We start from the raw sequence: 19,101 nt of genomic DNA, 5'->3' as shown, positions 1-19,101 counted from the left end.
GCCTCAATCAAAAGGAGGATTCTCATGAAAGAGCTTACGCATTACATCAACGGCGAGCACGTCAAAGGGACATCGGGCCGCTTTTCCGATGTCTTCAACCCCGCCACCGGCGAAGTGCAGGCCAAATGCCCGCTTGCCACCGCCGCGGAAATGGATATCGCCGTCAAGGCCGCAATGGCCGCACAACCGGCCTGGGCCGCAACCAACCCACAGCGCCGCGCACGAGTGATGATGAAGTTCGTCGACCTTCTGAACCGCGACATGGACAAGCTTGCCGAGGCGCTTTCGGCCGAGCATGGCAAGACCTTCCCCGATGCCAAGGGCGACATTCAGCGCGGCCTTGAAGTGATCGAATATTGCATCGGCGCGCCTCAGCTCTTGAAGGGCGAGTTTACCGATAGCGCCGGCCCCGGCATCGACATGTATTCGATGAAACAGCCGCTTGGCGTCACCGCCGGCATCACGCCGTTCAACTTTCCCGCGATGATCCCGATGTGGATGTTCGGCCCTGCCCTTGCCTGTGGCAACGCCTTTATCCTCAAGCCGTCAGAGCGCGATCCGTCCGTGCCGCTGATGCTGGCCGAACTGTTTGAAGAAGCCGGTCTTCCCAAGGGTCTGTTGCAGGTCGTCAATGGCGACAAGGAAGCGGTTGACGCGATCCTTTATCACGACGTGATCCAATCGGTCGGCTTTGTCGGCTCGACCCCGATCGCGCAATATATCTATGGCACCGGCTGTAGCCAGGGCAAGCGCGTGCAGTGCTTTGGCGGCGCCAAGAACCATATGATCATCATGCCCGATGCCGATATGGATCAGGCGGCGGATGCCTTGATCGGCGCCGGTTACGGCGCGGCCGGCGAACGCTGCATGGCGATTTCCGTGGCCGTTCCGGTTGGCGATGAGACCGCTGACCGCCTTATCGAAAAGCTTGTGCCGCGGATTGAAAAGCTCAAGGTTGGTCCCTGGACCGCTGGCGACGATGTCGATTACGGCCCCGTCGTGACCGCCGAGGCCAAGCAACGCATTCTTGGCCTTGTCCAGTCGGGCATTGATCAGGGTGCAAAGCTTGTGGTCGATGGTCGTGATTTCAACCTGCAAGGCTATGAGGACGGGTTCTTTGTCGGGCCGCACCTGTTTGACCATGTCACACCAGAGATGGACATCTACAAACAGGAAATCTTTGGCCCGGTTCTGACCACCGTGCGCGCGGGCAACTACGAGGAGGCGCTCAAGCTCGCGATGGATCATGAATATGGCAACGGCACCGCGATCTATACCCGCGATGGCGACGCCGCGCGCGATTTCGCCGCGCGCATCAACATCGGCATGGTCGGCATCAACGTGCCGATCCCGGTGCCGCTGGCCTATCACACCTTTGGCGGCTGGAAAAAATCGGGCTTTGGCGATCTGAACCAGCACGGGCCGGATTCGTTCAAGTTCTACACCCGCACCAAGACCGTCACCTCGCGCTGGCCCTCGGGCATCAAAGAGGGTGGCGAGTTCAACTTCAAAGCGATGGATTAAACCATCCCGGCGGGCCCGGCCATTGTGCCGGGCCTGTCATCCCTTGCCCAAGGGTGCAAAACCGTGCTGAACTGGAAGGCACATCAGGGCCGCAAAGGGGGTATCATGGCAGACAACAGCCCGCCATTCACCATCGGCATCGAAGAAGAATACCTGCTTGTCGACCGCGACAGCCTGGCCTTGGCCGATGCGCCCGAGGCGCTGATGCAGGCCTGTCAAAACGACCTGCAAGATCAGGTCAGCCCGGAATTTCTGACCTGTCAGATCGAGATTGGCACCCGCGTCTGTCGCAATGTGGCCGAGGCCCGCGACGATCTCAAGCGCCTGCGCAGTACGGTCGCCAAGCACGCCGCCACCCATAACCTTGCCCCGATTGCCGCCTCATGCCACCCGTTTTCGGATTGGCGGAATCAGACCCACACCGATAAAAAGCGCTATAACCACCTTCAGGATGATCTTGCCGGGGTGGTGCGGCGCATGCTGATTTGCGGGATGCACGTGCATGTCGGCGTTGATGTCCCCGACCGGCGCATCGACCTGATGAATCAACTAAGCTATTTCCTGCCGCATATTCTTGCGCTTAGCTGTTCTTCGCCGTTCTGGCAGGGGCAGGATACCGGGCTAAGCTGTTATCGGCTGACGGTGTTTGACAACCTGCCGCGCACCGGCCTGCCGCCGCGCATGGACAGTTTCGGTGGGTTCGAGCGTTCGGTTCAGGCGCTGGTTGATCTGGGCGTGATCGAGGATGCCAGCAAGATCTGGTGGGATCTGCGCCCCTCGTCGCGCTTTCCCACAATTGAATCGCGGATCTGCGATGTGCAGCCGCGCCTTGAGCATACCCTGACCCTCGCCGCCCTGACCCAGGCGCTGACCCGGATGCTCTGGCGGTTGTCGGTGAAAAATCAGCGCTGGCGGATTTACGACAGCTTCCTCGTCGCGGAAAATCGCTGGCGCGCACAACGCTATGGCACCCGTGAGGGGCTGATTGATTTCGGCCTTGGCCAGATCACACCCTTTGGCGATCTTCTGGAGGAAGTTATCGAGCTTATCCAAGAGGATGCCGCCTTCTTTGAATCCACCGCCGAGATCGAAACCGCGCGTGATATCCTGCGTCATGGTACAAGTGCAGAGCGCCAGCGACAGACCTATGCCAAGGCCCGCGACGCCGGGCACGACAACGATGCTGCCCTGCAATCGGTCGTGCGCCACCTGATTGAGGAATATCACGCTGACCTTTGATGTGCCCCGCGCCCGCCTCTTGCAAAACTCTTGCAAGAATTGCTAATTAAACAGGCGTTCAATTTACTTGAAACGGAGAGCCCCATGGATTTTGCCCTGAGCGAAGAACAAAGCGCCATTTTTGATATGGCCCATGCCTTTGGGCAGGATCGGATCGCGCCGCATGCCCGTGATTGGGAACGTGACGGCGATATCCCGAAAGAGCTTTGGCCGGAAATCGCGGCGCTTGGCTTTGGCGGCCTTTATGTGAGCGAAGAGGCCGGCGGTTCAGGGCTTACCCGGCTTGATGCGACGCTGGTGTTCGAGGCCTTGTCGATGGCCTGCCCTTCGGTGGCGGCGTTTCTGTCGATCCACAACATGTGCGCCAAGATGATCGACAAATTCGCCAGCGAAGAAATGAAAGCGCGTGTCTTGCCAAAGGCGATGAGCATGGAAACGGTGCTGTCTTATTGCCTGACCGAACCCGGCTCTGGCTCGGACGCGGCGGCGCTCAAGACACGCGCCGAGCGCACCAATGAGGGCTATACCCTGAACGGCACCAAGGCATTCATCTCGGGGGGCGGATATTCCGACGCCTATGTCGTCATGGTGCGCACCGGTGACACCGGCCCCAAGGGCGTATCGACCGTCTATGTCGAAGACGGCAAACCGGGCCTCTCCTACGGTGGGCTAGAGGATAAGATGGGCTGGCGCAGCCAACCGACGCGCCAGGTACAGTTTGACAATTGCAACATTTCCGGTGCCGATCTGGTCGGAGAAGAAGGTAAAGGTTTCACATATGCGATGAACGGGCTGGATGGCGGGCGTCTCAATATTTCCGCCTGTTCGCTTGGCGCCGCGCAACAGGCGCTGAACCTGACGCTGCAATATATGTCCGAGCGCAAGGCCTTCGGCAAGTCGATCGACCAGTTTCAGGCGCTGCAATTCCGCCTTGCCGATATGGAAATCGAGCTTCAGGCCGCGCGGGTGTTTTTGCGTCAGGCAGCGTGGAAACTCGACACCGACGCGCCCGACGCGAGCAAATATTGCGCCATGGCGAAAAAGTTCGTGACCGAGGCCGGATCGCGTATCGTCAACCAATGCCTGCAACTGCATGGCGGCTATGGCTATCTTGCCGATTACGGCATCGAAAAGCTGGTGCGTGATTTGCGCGTGCACGAAATCCTTGAGGGCACCAATGAAATCATGCGCCTGATCGTGGCGCGTCAAATGCTGGCGGATCATTAAGCCATGGCAGATCAGGCCGAGATTCACATCCGCAAAGAGGGCCGCGCCGGGCGCATCACGCTTGATCGGCCCAAGGCGCTCAACGCACTGACCTATGACATGGCTCTTGCCATCGAGGCCGCGCTTGATCAATGGCGCGACGACGGTGCGGTTGATCTGGTGATCGTCGACGCGCTGGGCGACAAGGCGTTTTGTGCGGGCGGCGACATTCAGAAACTTTATGACACCGGCCACGCGGGTGATTTCACCTATGGTCGGGCATTCTGGGCCGATGAATACCGCCTGAACGCCAAGATCGCCGAATACCCCAAGCCCTATGTGGCGCTGATGCAGGGGTTCGTGATGGGCGGCGGTGTGGGCATTTCCTGTCATGGCTCGCATCGCATCGTCTGCGAAAGCACACAGATCGCCATGCCCGAATGCGGGATTGGCCTTGTACCGGATGTCGGCGGCTCGCTTTTGCTGGCGCGTGCGCCGGGGCGGTTGGGCGAATACTTGGGCTGTACCGGGGCGCGGATGGGGCCGGGTGATGCGATTTATACGGGTTTTGCAGATAGTTACGTCCCGCAAGAGGATTGGCCCGCGCTGATCGCAGCGCTGGTCGAGACCGGCGATATCGCCGCGATTTCCGCCCAGTCCGAGGCGCCCCCGCACGGGGCGATGAGGGACCGTTTGACAAAGATCGACGCGCATTTCGGCGGTGAAACCCTTGGCGATATCGTCACCTCCCTGCGCGGTGACGAGGGCGATTTTGCGGTCGATACGCTCAAGACGATGACCCGCAACGCGCCGCTGTCGATGGCCTGCACCATCGAGATGATTCACCGTTTGCGCGGCCCGTCCACCGATATCCGGCGCGCGCTCGGGCTTGAATACCGCTTTACCGCACGCGCGATGCAGCACGGCGATTTCCTCGAAGGCATTCGCGCGGCCATCGTCGACAAGGATCGCAATCCAAACTGGAAGCATGATCTGGCCACCCTGCCCGCCATCGCGGTCAGCCAGATGCTTCTGCCATTGGGCAAGGATGCCCTGACCTTTGAGGAGGACGTTTCATCATGAAAATCGGATTTATCGGGCTCGGCAACATGGGCGCGCCAATGGCCGCCAATCTGGCAGGCGCCGGACACGCCGTGACCGGCTTTGACATGGCCGATGTTGCCATCGACGGCGTTACCATGGCGGGCACCGCCGCCGAGGCCGCGACCGGCAAGGATGTAGTGATCACCATGCTGCCCAACGGCCAGATCCTGCGCAAAGTCGCGGATCAGGTGATCCCGGTCATGCAAAAGGGGGCGGTGCTGCTTGATTGCTCGACGGTTGACGTCGAAAGCGCGCGCGCCGTGGCCAGGCAAGCCACCGATGCCGGGCTTCTGGCGCTTGATGCGCCGGTCTCGGGTGGCACCGGCGGGGCGTCGGGCGGCACCTTGACATTCATGGTCGGCGGCGACGAGAAGGGCTTTGAGATCGCATCGGAATTATTTGATATCATGGGACAAAAGGCGGTTCACTGCGGTGCTTCCGGCAATGGCCAGGCGGCCAAGATCTGCAACAACATGATCCTTGGCGCCACGATGGTCGTCACCTGCGAGGCCTTTGCACTTGCCGACAAGCTTGGCCTTGATCGTCAGGCGATGTTCGATGTGGTCAGCACCTCATCGGGCTATAGCTGGAGCATGAATGCCTATTGCCCGGCGCCGGGTGTCGGGCCGAAGTCGCCCGCCGATAACGATTATACGCCCGGCTTCGCCGCCGAATTGATGCTCAAGGATTTGCGCCTGTCGCAACAGGCCGCAGAGGCAGCCGATGCCGATACGCCCCTCGGTGAGGCCGCGTGCAAGCTCTATGCGCAATTCGTTGAGGATGAGGATGGCAAGGGCCGCGATTTCAGCGCCATGCTGCCCCGCCTTGAGAAACGCGGACGCGGTTAGGCGGGCCTTGACGGCACCGGCCCCATGAGGCCAGACAAGATTGCGGATAAGGCCAGCCATATGTTGGCCCTTCCCCTTGCCCTTTGGCGCGATATGTTGCACCACATAGCGCGCAACGACCCGACGGAAGGACCCGGATAATGGCTGACGGAACGATCGACATCAACGCGAAACCCACCGAAGAGATTTCCGTCCGCGAAGTGTTCGGCATCGACACGGATATGATCGTCAAGGGCTTTGCCGAGCGCACGGATCGTGTGCCGGATCTGGACAGCACCTATAAATTCGATCCCGATACCACGCTGGCCATTCTGGCAGGGTTTTCGCACAATCGCCGGGTGATGATTCAAGGCTATCACGGCACCGGTAAATCCACCCATATTGAACAGGTGGCGGCGCGTCTGAACTGGCCCACGGTGCGGGTCAATCTTGACAGCCACATCAGCCGGATCGACCTGATCGGCAAGGATGCGATCAAGCTGCGCGACGGGGTGCAGGTCACCGAGTTTCACGAAGGTATCCTGCCCTGGTCATTGCGTAATCCGACAGCGATCGTGTTTGACGAATATGATGCCGGTCGCGCCGATGTGATGTTCGTGATCCAGCGCGTGCTTGAGGCCGATGGCAAACTGACGCTTCTGGATCAGAACGAGGTGATCACACCAAACCCCCATTTCCGGATTTTCGCCACCGCCAACACGGTCGGTCTGGGCGACACCACCGGCCTCTATCACGGCACCCAACAGATCAACCAGGGCCAGATGGACCGCTGGTCGCTTGTGGCAACGCTGAATTATCTGAGCCACGACGCGGAAACCGCCATCGTGATCGCCAAGAACCCGCTTTACAACACCGCCGAGGGCCGCAAGACCGTAAGCCGCATGGTCACCGTCGCCGATCTGTCGCGCACCGCCTTCATGAACGGCGAGCTGAGCACGGTGATGAGCCCGCGCACCGTGATCGCCTGGGCGCAGAACGCCACCATCTTCCGCAATGTGGGTTATGCCTTCCGCCTGACCTTCCTCAACAAATGCGACGAACTTGAGCGCCAGACCGTCGCCGAATTCTACCAGCGCTGCTTTGACGAGGAGCTGCCGGAAAGCGCGGCCAACGTAAGCGTCAGGTAAGGCGCGTCTGCTCATCCGTCCCTTGCGTGCCGGTCTCGCGAGGCGGCCAGTCAGGGGCGATGAGCGCCTTGCGACCGATAGGATCAGCCCGAAGGATCTGGAGCCCGCGTCATGAACAAACCCACCGACAATCCCGCCGATCCGTTCAAGAAGGCACTGGCGCAGGCCACCAAGGTAATGGCGGACGACGCCGATCTTACGGTCAGCTATTCGGTCGATCCCGCCGGGATCTCGGGCGAGGCGATGCGCCTGCCGCAGGTCAGCCGCCGGATGACGCGCGAAGAGGTTCTCTTGGCGCGCGGCACCGCCGATGCGCTCGCGCTGCGTCACAAGTTTCACGATGACGCCCTGCATGCGCGTTATGCCCCGCCGGGCGACATGGCCCGCGAGCTTTACGAGGCGATGGAAACCGCCCGCTGCGAGGCGGTTGGCGCGCGTGACATGCCCGGCACCGCCAGCAATATCGATTCCAAGATAGCCGCCGACGCGCAGCGTTTGGGCTATGAACAGATCACTTCAAGCGCCGATGCCCCCCTGCCCGCTGCGGCCGGTTATCTGATCCGCCACCTTGCCACCGGGCGCGACATGCCGCCGGGCGCGCAGAACGTGATGGAACTCTGGCGCGGCTTTATCGAGGAACAGGCCGGCGGCACGCTTGAAAACCTTCAGGATATCCTTGCCGATCAAAGCGCCTTTGCCAAGTTTGCCCGCCGGATCATCGAAGATCTCGGCTATGGCGATCAGCTTGGCGATGACCCGGACAATATCGACGACGAAGATCAGGACGACGCCGAGGAAAGTGGCGAAGAGCAGGACGAACAGGACAGCAGCGGCGACGAGGACAGCGACGAAAACGAAGCCGAGGCCGACGCCGAGCGCAGCCAGGACGAACAGCAGGACGCGTCCCAGGCCCAGGTCAGCATGGATGATATGTCCGATGATGAGATGGACGACCAGACCGACCTGCCCGACGGCGAGGCCCCGCTGGAGCCGCCCGCGCCTCAGCCGATCTCGGATGCGGACCCGAACTATGCCGTCTATAACCCTGCTTTTGATGAAGAAATCCGCGCCGAGGATCTGGCCGAGCCGATCGAGCTTGAGCGCCTGCGCGCTTACCTTGATCAACAGCTTGAGCCGCTCAAGGGCGCGGTGAGCCGTTTGGCCAACAAGCTCCAACGCCGCCTTCAGGCTCAGCAAAGCCGGTCTTGGGAGTTTGATCGCGAAGAGGGAATTCTTGATGCCGGCCGTCTGGCACGTGTGGTTGCCAACCCGACAATGCCGCTGTCGTTCAAGGTCGAAAAGGATACCGAGTTTCGCGACACGGTGGTGACGCTTTTGCTGGACAATTCCGGCTCGATGCGGGGGCGGCCGATCTCGATTGCCGCGATCTGTGCCGATGTTCTGGCTCGCACGCTAGAGCGGTGCAACGTCAAGGTGGAAATCCTCGGCTTTACCACCCGCGCCTGGAAAGGCGGGCAAAGCCGTGAGGCATGGCTTGCCGAAGGGCGCCCGCAATTGCCCGGCCGTCTCAATGACCTGCGCCATATCATCTATAAATCGGCGGATTCGCCGATGCGCCGCACCCGCGACAATCTTGGCCTGATGATGAAAGAGGGCCTGCTCAAGGAAAACATCGACGGCGAGGCGCTGGAATGGGCGCATCGCCGGATGATAGCGCGCAAAGAGGCGCGCAAGATCCTGATGGTGATCAGCGATGGCGCCCCGGTGGACGATTCAACTTTGTCCGTCAACCCCGCGAATTACCTCGAAAAACATCTGCGCGACGTGATCGACATGGTCGAGCGGCGCAGACAAGTCGAACTTTTGGCGATCGGTATTGGCCATGACGTCACCCGCTATTACGAGCGCGCCGTGACCATCACCGACGCCGATCAGCTTGCCGGTGCTATGACCGAACAGCTCGCCGCGCTGTTTGACAGCGATCCGCGCGCGCGGGCCCGCGTCATGGGCATCAAGCGGGCGATGTGATGTTTCAATCCTTTGACGACAGCGCCCGCCCCGATCAGGGCCCGTCGCGCCTTGCCGCGCTGCGCGGTGTGATGGCCGAGGCCGGATTGGCCGGGTTTCTTGTGCCGCGCGCCGATGCGCATCAGGGCGAATATGTCGCCGCTTGCGATAACCGTCTGGCCTGGCTCACCGGCTTTACCGGCTCGGCGGGGTTTTGTGCGGTGCTGTCGGATGTGGCCGGGGTGTTTGTCGATGGGCGTTACCGTGTGCAGGTCAAGACCCAGGTCGACACCGGGCATTTCACCCCGGTTGACTGGCCCGAGGTGCGGCTTGGCGATTGGCTGAAGCAGAGCCTGCCGAACGGCGGCGAGGTGGGCTATGATCCCTGGCTTTACACGGTGGAGCAGCTTGAGGCGCTTGAAAAATCCCTGAGCGGCAGCGCCATCACCCTGCGCGCCAGTGACAACCTGATTGACCGGATTTGGCCCGACCGACCGGCGCGACCGCGCAATCCGATGACCATCCAGCCGGATGATCTGACCGGCAAGCCCCATGCCGAGAAGCGCCGGGATCTTGGCGCGGCGCTTGAAGCGGCGGGAAAGCGGCGCGCGATCCTCGCTTTGCCGGATTCGATCTGCTGGCTGTTGAATATTCGCGGCTCTGACATCCCGCGCAATCCGATTGTTCAGGGCTTTGCCCTTCTGGATTGGACCGGCGAGGTCACTCTGTTCACCGACGCCGAGATCGGCGCAGAGGTTGCGGCGCACTTGGGCGATGACGTGCACCTGCGCCCTTATGCGGGGCTGTTGGACGGGCTAGGCGCGCAACAGGATGTCACCTTTCAGATCGACCCGGCCTCGACCCCCGCGATTGTGCTCAGCCATCTGCAAGGCCTCGTCGCGACCCCCGGCAGCGGCGTCAAAATCACGCGCGGCGACGATCCCTGCATCCTGCCCAAGGCCTGCAAGACCAAGGCCGAGATTGCCGCCACCCGCGCGGCGCATCTGCGCGACGGGGCGGCGGTCTGCGAGTTCCTGAGCTGGTTTGACGCGCAAGCCCCCGGCACGATCACCGAGATCGACGTCGTCACCCGGCTTGAAGCCTGCCGTGCCGCGACCGGCAAGCTTCTGGATATCAGTTTTGACACCATCGCCGGGAGCGGCCCCAACGGCGCGCTGGCCCATTACCGGGTGACCCATTCGAGCAACCGCACGCTGCAAAACGGCGATTTGCTGGTGCTGGATGGCGGCGGGCAATATCTTGATGGCACCACCGATATCACCCGCACCCTGCCGGTGGGCGATATCGGCGCGGATGAACGCGCCGCCTTTACCCGCGTGCTGCAAGGCATGATCGCGATCTCGCGGCTGCGCTTTCCCGCCGGTCTTGCCGGGCGCGATCTTGATGCGATCGCGCGCTATCCGCTCTGGCTTGCGGATCAGGATTACGGCCATGGCACCGGCCATGGCGTCGGGGTGCATCTTTGCGTGCACGAAGGGCCGCAGCGATTGTCACGCACTGGCGATGTGGCGCTCAAACCCGGAATGATCCTCTCCAACGAGCCGGGCTATTACCGCGAGGGCGCCTTTGGTATTCGCATCGAAAACCTGTTGGTGGTAACCAAGGCCACCCTCTTGCCCGGCGGCGATGTCTCGGGCAAGCTGTGCTTTGAGACGCTGAATTTCGTGCCCATCGACCGGCGTCTGATCGACAGGGATATGTTGACAGACCCCGAGCGCGACTGGCTTAACGCCTATCACGACCAGTGCCGCGACAAAATCGGGCCTCGGCTCTCGGGCCAGGCCCGGCTATGGTTGGATCAGGCGACGCAGCCGGTGTGACACTCGCCTGCCATCAGGCAGCGTCAGTATAATAAGATGAAGAAAATAGGGATGGAACATGGCCGATATCAAGATCCGCAATGCAGAAGGCACCTGGACAGTTCGCGCAGGCGGCGCCGTACTGGCCGAAACCAAACACGCGCTTGAGCTTATCGAGGGCGACTATCCGGCGGTCTACTACTTTCCGCGGAGCGATATCGCGATGGCCTTTCTTGACGAAAGCCCGCAGACAAGCCACTGCCCCCACAAGGGCGACGCGCGGTTCTTTTCGATTGTGACCAAAAGCCAGACGCTTGAGAACGCCGCCTGGAGCTATGAATCCCCCAAACCCGAGGTCGCCGCCATCAAGGACCACATCGCGTTCTACCCAAGCTCAACCGTCGCGGTCGAACGGGTCTGATCGGTTTGGCCCACGGCGTGGGCCAAGCGGGGCCGTTTTTGTGGGTGGAACGGTGGCAGTAAGGTCTTACCCTAATTTTGCAGGAATGGGCGGAGAGCGGAGGTTCGCTGCAAATGTGACGTTTCGAAGAGCTCCAGAGGGAGCAGACATTCAAGGCGGCGTGTACAATCACTTTGGGCAAGTTCAGGCAGACGGCTCAAACATTTGGACCTGTAGTTTTCTGTCCCCCACCAGTTTGGTCATCTGCAATAATTGTCGCACCGTCAGACAAAGGTGCATGGCCCCCTTTGTGGACGAGGGCAGTGAACTTTCTGAGCTCATCAAGCCTGTCATCACCAAATTGAACTTCAGTGAGCAATTTGTTGACGAATTTCGGGCCGTGGGATCCGAGGTCCCTGCAGAAGTTCTCGATTTCACCAACATGAACTAGGTAGATGCCAATTTCTTCAAGGCTACCCTTCAAGTCGTTGAATTGAGTCTGTGCCTCACCGCTTGGGATCCCTGCCTGTCCGAACTTCTTCACGATGTTCCAAGCAGAGTTTTGCTTCATCGCTTCGATGATGTCGCCACGCGGTAGTTTTTCTCCTGTGGTGTCGTTGATGAGTGCAATTAGCTCAATCTTAATTTCATCAACGGTCTTGGGTTTCACGCCACTCCTGACCGCAACATCGACACGCGCCCACCGAGGCTCAAAATCCTCCCACTTTCCGCCGAACGCTTGAACTGTTTCTTTGACCAAGCTCTTCTCGGAAAGGAAGTCGATGTCAAACACGGCCTTAACTGGAACACCGATCTTCCTCAAAACTTCTGCGACTTTCCGGACCCCATGCTTTCCACCCGTAGGCACGTAGGCTGTGTCTTTCCATAATTTTCCGTCATTTGCCGCAAGGTAGTCGGCCACTGCATTGAAAAGGCGGCAATCGCTATCATCCTCACAAATAATGGTTTGTTCATGAAAGACGCCTTCAAGGGCGTTCGAATACCTGAGCTCAGGTCGTGCCCACAACTCCTGTATTACGTCTGGCGCAGCCTCTGAGACAAAGTTTTGCTGCCCTTCTCTCCGAATTCGCAGAACGCGAACATCACCTTTCGTTCCTTCTAGGAAGCCACGCATGATATCACTGCTATGCGTTGCAACGATTAGTTGTCCGTTAACCTCTGAGGCTAAAGTTTCTCCGAGTCGGCGCATTTGAGGTGGGTGCAAAAATGCTTCCGGCTCGTCGAGTAGGTTGATGTCCAGATCGGCAACGATGGTTTCAAACAGAATACCTGCATAGCTCTTCATTCCGTCGCCCTGTTGGTCCAGAAGTGGATTGGTGCGTATGGCTCCAACGTAAACGTCGCCAACACGATCGACTTGGTTTGGATCAGGTTTCTCACCAACATGGATGGGCATGACCTTGCCCCCCCTGTAATCGAACATAAGGTCCAATCCAAAAGCTTGTCTGAAGAGGCTGCTGACTTTCTCCATCAAGGCTGAGTCGTCATATAAGACGTGTTGTGGCCGGGATTTTTGTTCATTCGGGCTAATGCTGTTTTGTTGTTCACAGATCTTCAGGCGGTCATTGGCGTCAATGTTTTTTATATAACCAGGGGCAAGGCCGTGCTGGAGATATGGCTGACCCCAAAACTGTGTGTGTTTCTCGCTTATGGCCCAGCTCTTGTATCTAAAGGAGCCATTGAAATATTCGGCATTCTCTTCGAGAAAACTCTTTAATTCTGCTGCAGAGCCGGACTTTTCAAAATCCGCCCGCCTTACGACCACCGGCCGCGCTTGGTCTCCACTGTTTGCAATCTGCAAAATCTCGCGTAAGGTCTGGGACTTGCCGCTGTTGTTTGGGCCTACTAGGATAATCTTTTCACTCGCCCTGAAAACAAACTCTTGGCCTCCAGAGAACGTAACTCCCGAAATTGATGCGCTCGGCTTAAACGTCATATAGAAAACTCATATCTGCTCTGAGCTCTGGGTCGCATGCTCACATTTCACGAACATGGATATCAGAGGGCAATTCTAGCCGCAACTCACCCAACGGACGGGGGAGGTTGTTCGATGTATTTTCTAGGTCCCTTCGGGGAAGCTGCGCTGCAGCATTTGACAACGCGATGAAGGACCGCTTCCGGCCGTCCACGCCTCATCCCTGATGCCACCTGTGCATAATAACCGCCCGGCGGCGGGAGCGGGTTTGTTCCGGCCTAACTATGCTCCTCCTCCGACACCGCCGCCAAAGCGCGGTTATAGGCCTTGAGGGCATCGACATGAAACAGCGCGCCCATCAACTCTGGCGGCTTGTCCTCGCCTGCAAGTGCCACCACCGGGATGAAGGGCGTCGGGGCGCGGTCGAACACCGGCATGGCCGCCTCCAGCGTGGCATTGGCGTCGATATAGACGCCTTTTTCGATCAGGGTCCAGCATTCGTCTTCCGAGGCCGGGCGCGGATCGGATTGCGTCCGCATCAGCTTGGAGACCGTGAACATCCCCAGAAGATAGGCCTGCGGCCCCGCTGCAAGCTGTATCCCGCGCCGGGTCAGTTGATTGAGGAAGAACGAGCGCCGCACAAGCTGTGATCCGAGCGCCGTTGACATCGACACCGCCACCATTACCGCAAGCCCGGTCTGCCAGTCCCCGGTCAGTTCGAACACGATCAGCGTGGTCGAGATCGGCGCGCCAAGCACCGCCGCCGCCACCGCCCCCATGCCCGCCAGAGCATAAAGCGTGTGCGAGCCCGAGACATCCGGAAAGATCGAGGTCGCCACAAGCCCGAACGCCAGCCCGGTCAGCGCCCCGACCATGAGCGAGGGCGAGAACACCCCGCCGCCCATCCGCCCGCCGATGGTGATTGCGACCGCAACCACCTTGAGCACCGCAAAGACCATCGCCTCGTGCAGCACAAGCTGGCCGGTCAGGGCCGCCGATGTGGTCTCATATCCGACGCCGATGATATGCGGGAACCAGATCGCCATCAGCCCGAGTAATGCCCCCGCCCCCGCCGGGCGCAGCCATCTGGGCAGGCCGGTGCGTTGTTGAATATGGTCAGCAATATCTTCGGCCAGAAAGATCGCCCGCATCAGCGCGGCGGCGACAAAGCCACAGACCAGCCCGAGGATCAGAAAGGCCGGCAATTCCACGTAGAACTCAAGCGCGCTTGCGACCGGCAGGGCAAATTCGGTGACATCGCCAAATTCCAGCCGGTTGATCACCGTGCCGGCCACGCTGGCGATCACGATGGGCGCAAAGGCATGCACCGCGAAATGCCGCAGGACCACCTCAAGCGCGAACAGGGCGCCCGCAATCGGCGCGTTGAACGAGGCCGAGACCGCCGCCGCCACCGCACAGCCCAGCAGATCGCGCCCGGTGATGCCATCGGCGTGGATCTTGTCGCTGACCCAGCTTGAAATCAGCCCCGCCATATGCACCACCGGCCCCTCGCGCCCCGACGAGCCGCCAGAACCAAGCGTGATCAACGAAGCAAACACCGAGGCCACGCCTTCGCGCTGCTCGACCCGGCCATCATAGATCGCCGCGCCCTCGATCACATCCGAGACCGTGCGCACCCGCCCGTCGGGCGTAAAGCGGTGCAGGATCAGCCCAACCGCCAGCCCGCCCGCAATCGGCAGGAACAAAACCCAGTACCACGGCAGGTTTTGCGCAAAACTATGCAGATTTGTGGGATCGAATGAGCCGTAAAGAACCCCCTGAAGCGCGTTGATGCCCTTGCGAAACAAAAGGGCGGCAAAGCCTGCGGCGATCCCGATCAACAGGGCAATAAGCCAAAATTGAAACTGGCTTGGTCCGCGCGCGCGCAAAACCTGCCATCCCCGCCGGATGCCTTGCACCATCGGATCGCAGGCCTGTCGCCAGAATGAGCGTTCAGTCTTCTGCATCAACCTTCCGTCCGTGCCGACCGGCGCGCTTTCGCTATGGCGCGGCTTCGCTTAGGGTAGGACGTCACTCACGATGAAAGACCAAACATGGGCATTCAGAACGCAATCGACAATCTTATCTCTTCTCTAGGCCAACAGGTAACGCGGTCCAAGTCCGATCTGGAAATCCACGGCCGAAGCGAGTCACATTTTTCGCTTTCGCCCCCGGATGCGGTGGTTTACCCGGAAAATACCGCACAGGTCGCCGAGATCCTGGAAATTTGTGCACGCCACCGCTGTCCGGTGGTGGGCTGGGGCACCGGCACCTCGCTTGAGGGGCAATCCCAGGCATTTCTTGGCGGTATCGTGGTCGATTTCAGCCGGATGAACCGCATCCTCGGCATCGCCGCCGAGGATATGACCGTGACGGTGCAACCGGGGGTGACGCGCGAGGCCCTTAATGAGGAATTGCGTGCCACCGGGCTTTTCTTTCCGGTCGATCCGGGCGCCAATGCCTCGCTCGGGGGCATGGCCGCGACCCGCGCCAGCGGCACCACCGCAGTGCGCTATGGCACGATGCGCGACAATGTTCTGGCGCTTGAGGTGGTCAGCGCCAATGGCGAGGTGATCCGCACCGGCACGCGCGCACGCAAATCCTCGTCCGGCTATGATCTGACCGGGCTGTTTGTCGGCTCCGAGGGCACGCTTGGGCTGATCACCGAACTGACGCTGCGACTTCAGGGCACGCCCGAGGCGATTTCGGCGGCGGTCTGTGCGTTTGACAGCCTCAGCGATGCAGTGGCGGCGGTGATCGACACCATCCAATGCGGCGTGCCGATGGCACGGATTGAGTTGATGGATATCGAGAGCGTTGCCGCCGTCAACGCCTACGCCGGGATGAGCCTTGCGCAAAAGCCGCACCTGTTGCTGGAGTTTCACGGGACGGAGGCCTCGGTCAAGGAACAGGCAGAGAGTTTCGGCGAGATTGCCGGTGATCATGGCGGCTCGGGCTTTGACTGGGCCACCCGCCCCGAGGATCGAAGCGCGCTCTGGACCATGCGCCACAATGCCTATTACGCCATTCTCGCCGCCCGCCCCGGCGCGCGTGCGATTGTCACCGATATCTGCGTGCCGATCTCGAAACTGGCCCGCGCGATCGAAGAGACCCGCGCCGACCTTGACCGCTCGGGCGTTCAGGGGCCGATCCTTGGCCATGTGGGGGATGGCAATTTTCATGCCGTCCTTCTGGTCGATGGCACTGCCCCCGACGAGATCATGCGCGCCAAGCAGGTCTCGGACCGGATGGTCGAGCGCGCGCTTGCGCTTGGCGGCACGGCGACCGGCGAACACGGCATCGGCATCGGCAAACTTGGTTATATGGCGCGCGAACATGGGCAGGGTTGGGCGATGATGGGGGCGATCAAGGCCGCCCTTGACCCCGACAACATCATGAACCCCGGCAAACTGGTGCCGCCGCGAAACTAAGGGCCGGGCCGGTGATCCAGGCCCTTTTCGGGAGCTGTTGATGATCAGGCCAGTTGGCTGGGGTTGGCCGTCGGTGCACGTCTGTGCTGATCCCAGCATAACACTCAAAGCTATGCTCCCTCAGGCAGGGGGAAGACACGATCATACCCCCAGTTAAACCCGAAGGCATAAATCAGGTAAAACAGGACGAAGGCCACATCCATGACAAACGCCTGCCAGATCCCGATCCCCAGGTAGAAAGCAATCATGGGAAGCGTTACCAGTAACAGGCCGCCCTCAAATAGCAATGCATGTAAAATGCGCACAGTAAACGTCTTGTGAACGCTGCCTTTCCAACGCCTCATAGCCCGGTCAAAAAGCAGGTTGTAGACGTAGTTCCAAAGCGTTGCGATCGTCGCCGCAAAGACGGCGACAACGCCGATATCCTGCGACTCCATCCCGAATCCCATGGAGCCGAGCGGCACGACAAGCAAGATGCCGATAATTTCAAAGCTGATTGCGTGACGAATACGGTCTCGGGGTGTTCGCATGGTGTTTTCCCATCTGATGGCCGGGTCGTCCCGGAATAGTGCCCGATGGGGGGGAGGTCGTCCTCGCGAGACAACGATATGGGAATTGTGCCAAGATTATCAACCCCGGCCAATCACTGATTGAAAAAAGCCGTAGCCCAATTGTGATCTCTGCTTTGCAATGCGTGCCGGATCGAAAAAACAGATATGTTCGGTGGTTTCAACGGACCGGCGCAACATACCCGATAAAGGCGCCCACATTTGGCGAATTCTTCGCGGGGGGGCGCAATGACACTTCAGGGTATCGGCGACAAGCCGATCTAAGACTACCTGTCAGCCGCCCATCAACGCCTCGGCGGCGGCGCGGGCCTCGGGGGTGATGTGCTCGCCCGAGAGCATGCGTGCGATTTCATCGACCCGGTCGTCGCCCTGCATCGGGCGCACGGTTGACAGGGTCTGCTCGTTCTCGACCCGCTTTTCCACCCGCCAGTGATGTGCGGCTTTGGCCGCGACCTGCGGCGAATGGGTGACCACAAGCACCTGACCGCCCGTCGCCAGTTGCGCAAGCCTGCGGCCCACCGCATCGGCCGTGGCCCCGCCGACACCGCGATCAATCTCGTCGAAAATAAGCGTCAGGCCACTTTCGGTGCCGGTCAGACAGACCTTGAGCGCCAGCAAAAACCGGCTCAGCTCTCCGCCCGAGGCGATCTTGGCCAATGGCCCTGCGGGCGCGCCGGGGTTGGTGGCGACGCTGAACGTCACCTCATCCTGCCCGCTTGGCCCCGCATCGGCAGCGGTCAGCCGGGTCTCGAACACCGCCCGCTCCATCTTGAGCGGGGCCAGCTCTGCGGTAACGGCTCGATCAAGCGCGCCGGCGGCGGTCTGGCGCGCCGCGCTCAGCGCCTCTGCGGCAGTGGCATAGGTGGCCTCGGCGTCGATCACCGCCGCGCCAAGCGCCTTGAGGTCGGCATCGCCCTGCTCAAGCGCGGCAATCTGGCGGCGCACCCCTTCGGCAAACGCGCCCAGATCGTCGGGCAGAACGTCATGCTTGCGCGCAAGCGCCCGGATCGCGAACAGCCGCTCTTCGGCCTCTTCCAGGTCCAGCGGATTGAAACTAAGCGCCTCAAGACACCGGCTGACGCCGCTGGCCGCCTCGTCAAGCTCCACAAGCGCGCGGACAATCGCGGTGATCGGCTCGTCAAGGCGGCCCTCGGCCTTTTCGGCAACCCCTTCGAGCCAACGCAGCGCATTGGCGGCGGAGCCCTCGGCGCCCTCAACGCCAAGCGCCTCAGCGGCGCGCGAGATATCTTCGCGAATACGCTCGCCCGATTGCATCAGGCGGCGGCGGGTATCAAGCTCGGCCTCTTCGCCGGGTTGCGGATCAAGCCTGTCCAATTCAGCCACCGCATGACGCAGAAAATCCTCTTCGGCGCGCACCTTTTGCAGGGCCTCTTCGGCCGCAGCAAGCGACTTGCGCCGCGCCGCCACATCGCGCCAGGCCGCGCGCACCGCGTCGCGCAGCCCGCCAAGATCGCCATAGGTATCAAGCAGATCGCGATGGCCCTTGGGGTTCAAAAGCCCGCGATCATCGTGCTGGCCGTGCAATTCAACCAGAGTTTCCGACAGACGCCGCAACACCTCGCCCGAACAGCGCCGGTCATTGACCCAGGCCGTCTTGCGCCCGTCGGCGGCATTGACGCGCCGCAGGATAAGCTCGTCTTCCTCGGGCAGGCCCGCCTCGCGCAGAACGCCGCGTGCAGGGTGGTCTGGCGCGATGTCGAAGGTCGCGACCACCTCGCCCTGGTCTGCCCCGGCGCGCACCAGTTCGGCGCGGCCACGCCAGCCAAGCACGAAGCCCAGTGAATCCAGCAAGATGGATTTGCCCGCCCCGGTCTCGCCGGTCAGCACGTTAAGACCCGGCTGAAACACAAGGTCCAGCCGGTCAATGATCAGCATGTCGCGAATATCGAGACCCCTGAGCACCTTGCC

14 protein-coding genes are annotated in these 19,101 nt (G+C 60.7%); 10 read left to right on the top strand and 4 right to left on the bottom strand.

Annotated elements, in window-relative coordinates; translation table 11 throughout:
* The first annotated feature begins 24 nt into the window (after window positions 1-24).
* The 9 genes from BMZ91_RS07755 (at window position 25) to BMZ91_RS07715 (ending at window position 11,257) form a co-directional block, all read left to right on the top strand.
* Window positions 25-1,524, top strand: a complete 1,500-nt coding sequence (locus BMZ91_RS07755; RefSeq protein WP_092836623.1) for a CoA-acylating methylmalonate-semialdehyde dehydrogenase — start codon at window positions 25-27, stop codon at window positions 1,522-1,524.
* A gap of 105 nt (window positions 1,525-1,629) precedes the next feature.
* Window positions 1,630-2,763: a carboxylate-amine ligase gene (locus BMZ91_RS07750; protein WP_092836873.1), complete on the top strand. Its 1,134-nt coding sequence runs from the start codon at window positions 1,630-1,632 to the stop codon at window positions 2,761-2,763.
* Between the two features lie 84 nt (window positions 2,764-2,847).
* Window positions 2,848-3,990, top strand: a complete 1,143-nt coding sequence (locus tag BMZ91_RS07745) for an acyl-CoA dehydrogenase family protein (protein ID WP_092836620.1) — start codon at window positions 2,848-2,850, stop codon at window positions 3,988-3,990.
* A gap of 3 nt (window positions 3,991-3,993) precedes the next feature.
* Window positions 3,994-5,052, top strand: coding sequence for an enoyl-CoA hydratase/isomerase family protein (locus BMZ91_RS07740; protein WP_092836617.1), 1,059 nt, complete (start codon window positions 3,994-3,996; stop codon window positions 5,050-5,052).
* On the top strand, window positions 5,049-5,921 hold the full coding sequence (gene mmsB / locus BMZ91_RS07735; RefSeq protein ID WP_092836614.1) for a 3-hydroxyisobutyrate dehydrogenase: 873 nt from the start codon (window positions 5,049-5,051) through the stop codon (window positions 5,919-5,921). Before BMZ91_RS07740 ends, mmsB begins: the two co-directional genes overlap by 4 nt.
* Window positions 5,922-6,061: 140 nt before the next feature.
* Window positions 6,062-7,048: a cobaltochelatase subunit CobS gene (gene cobS, locus BMZ91_RS07730; RefSeq protein ID WP_092836612.1), complete on the top strand. Its 987-nt coding sequence runs from the start codon at window positions 6,062-6,064 to the stop codon at window positions 7,046-7,048.
* Window positions 7,049-7,159: 111 nt separating this feature from the next.
* Complete coding sequence (gene cobT, locus BMZ91_RS07725; protein WP_092836609.1) at window positions 7,160-9,037, top strand: cobaltochelatase subunit CobT; 1,878 nt, start codon at window positions 7,160-7,162, stop codon at window positions 9,035-9,037.
* Window positions 9,037-10,857, top strand: a complete 1,821-nt coding sequence (locus BMZ91_RS07720) for an aminopeptidase P family protein (RefSeq protein ID WP_092836606.1) — start codon at window positions 9,037-9,039, stop codon at window positions 10,855-10,857. The genes cobT and BMZ91_RS07720 overlap by 1 nt, the downstream gene beginning before the upstream one ends.
* 58 nt (window positions 10,858-10,915) lie before the next feature.
* Window positions 10,916-11,257 (top strand): DUF427 domain-containing protein, encoded by a 342-nt coding sequence (locus BMZ91_RS07715; protein ID WP_092836603.1) that lies wholly within the window; start codon window positions 10,916-10,918, stop codon window positions 11,255-11,257.
* A 196-nt stretch (window positions 11,258-11,453) separates the two neighbouring features.
* Here BMZ91_RS07715 and BMZ91_RS07710 read toward each other — a convergent pair whose 3' ends face one another.
* Complete coding sequence (locus BMZ91_RS07710) at window positions 11,454-13,193, bottom strand: ATP-dependent nuclease (RefSeq protein WP_092836600.1); 1,740 nt, start codon at window positions 13,191-13,193, stop codon at window positions 11,454-11,456.
* A 257-nt stretch (window positions 13,194-13,450) separates the two neighbouring features.
* On the bottom strand, window positions 13,451-15,139 hold the full coding sequence (locus tag BMZ91_RS07705) for a chloride channel protein (protein WP_092836597.1): 1,689 nt from the start codon (window positions 15,137-15,139) through the stop codon (window positions 13,451-13,453).
* An 87-nt stretch (window positions 15,140-15,226) separates the two neighbouring features.
* Between BMZ91_RS07705 and BMZ91_RS07700 the strand changes: the two genes are divergently transcribed.
* A complete protein-coding gene (locus BMZ91_RS07700; protein WP_092836594.1) occupies window positions 15,227-16,603 on the top strand; it encodes an FAD-binding oxidoreductase in 1,377 nt (458 codons plus the stop codon).
* A 110-nt stretch (window positions 16,604-16,713) separates the two neighbouring features.
* On the opposite strand, the gene BMZ91_RS07695 is transcribed toward BMZ91_RS07700, so the two are convergent.
* The gene (locus BMZ91_RS07695) at window positions 16,714-17,133 is read right to left on the bottom strand and encodes a PACE efflux transporter (protein ID WP_092836591.1); all 420 of its coding nucleotides are present in this window, start codon (window positions 17,131-17,133) and stop codon (window positions 16,714-16,716) included.
* Window positions 17,134-17,445: 312 nt separating this feature from the next.
* Window positions 17,446-19,095, bottom strand: a complete 1,650-nt coding sequence (gene recN / locus BMZ91_RS07690) for a DNA repair protein RecN (protein WP_092836588.1) — start codon at window positions 19,093-19,095, stop codon at window positions 17,446-17,448.
* Between the last annotated feature and the right edge of the window lie 6 nt (window positions 19,096-19,101).

Origin of the sequence: Roseovarius lutimaris (assembly GCF_900115165.1) — a bacterium.
GTDB lineage: Bacteria > Pseudomonadota > Alphaproteobacteria > Rhodobacterales > Rhodobacteraceae > Roseovarius > Roseovarius lutimaris.
Note: the sequence above shows the minus strand (reverse complement) of the source record. Positions and strands in the feature narration are given on the sequence as shown.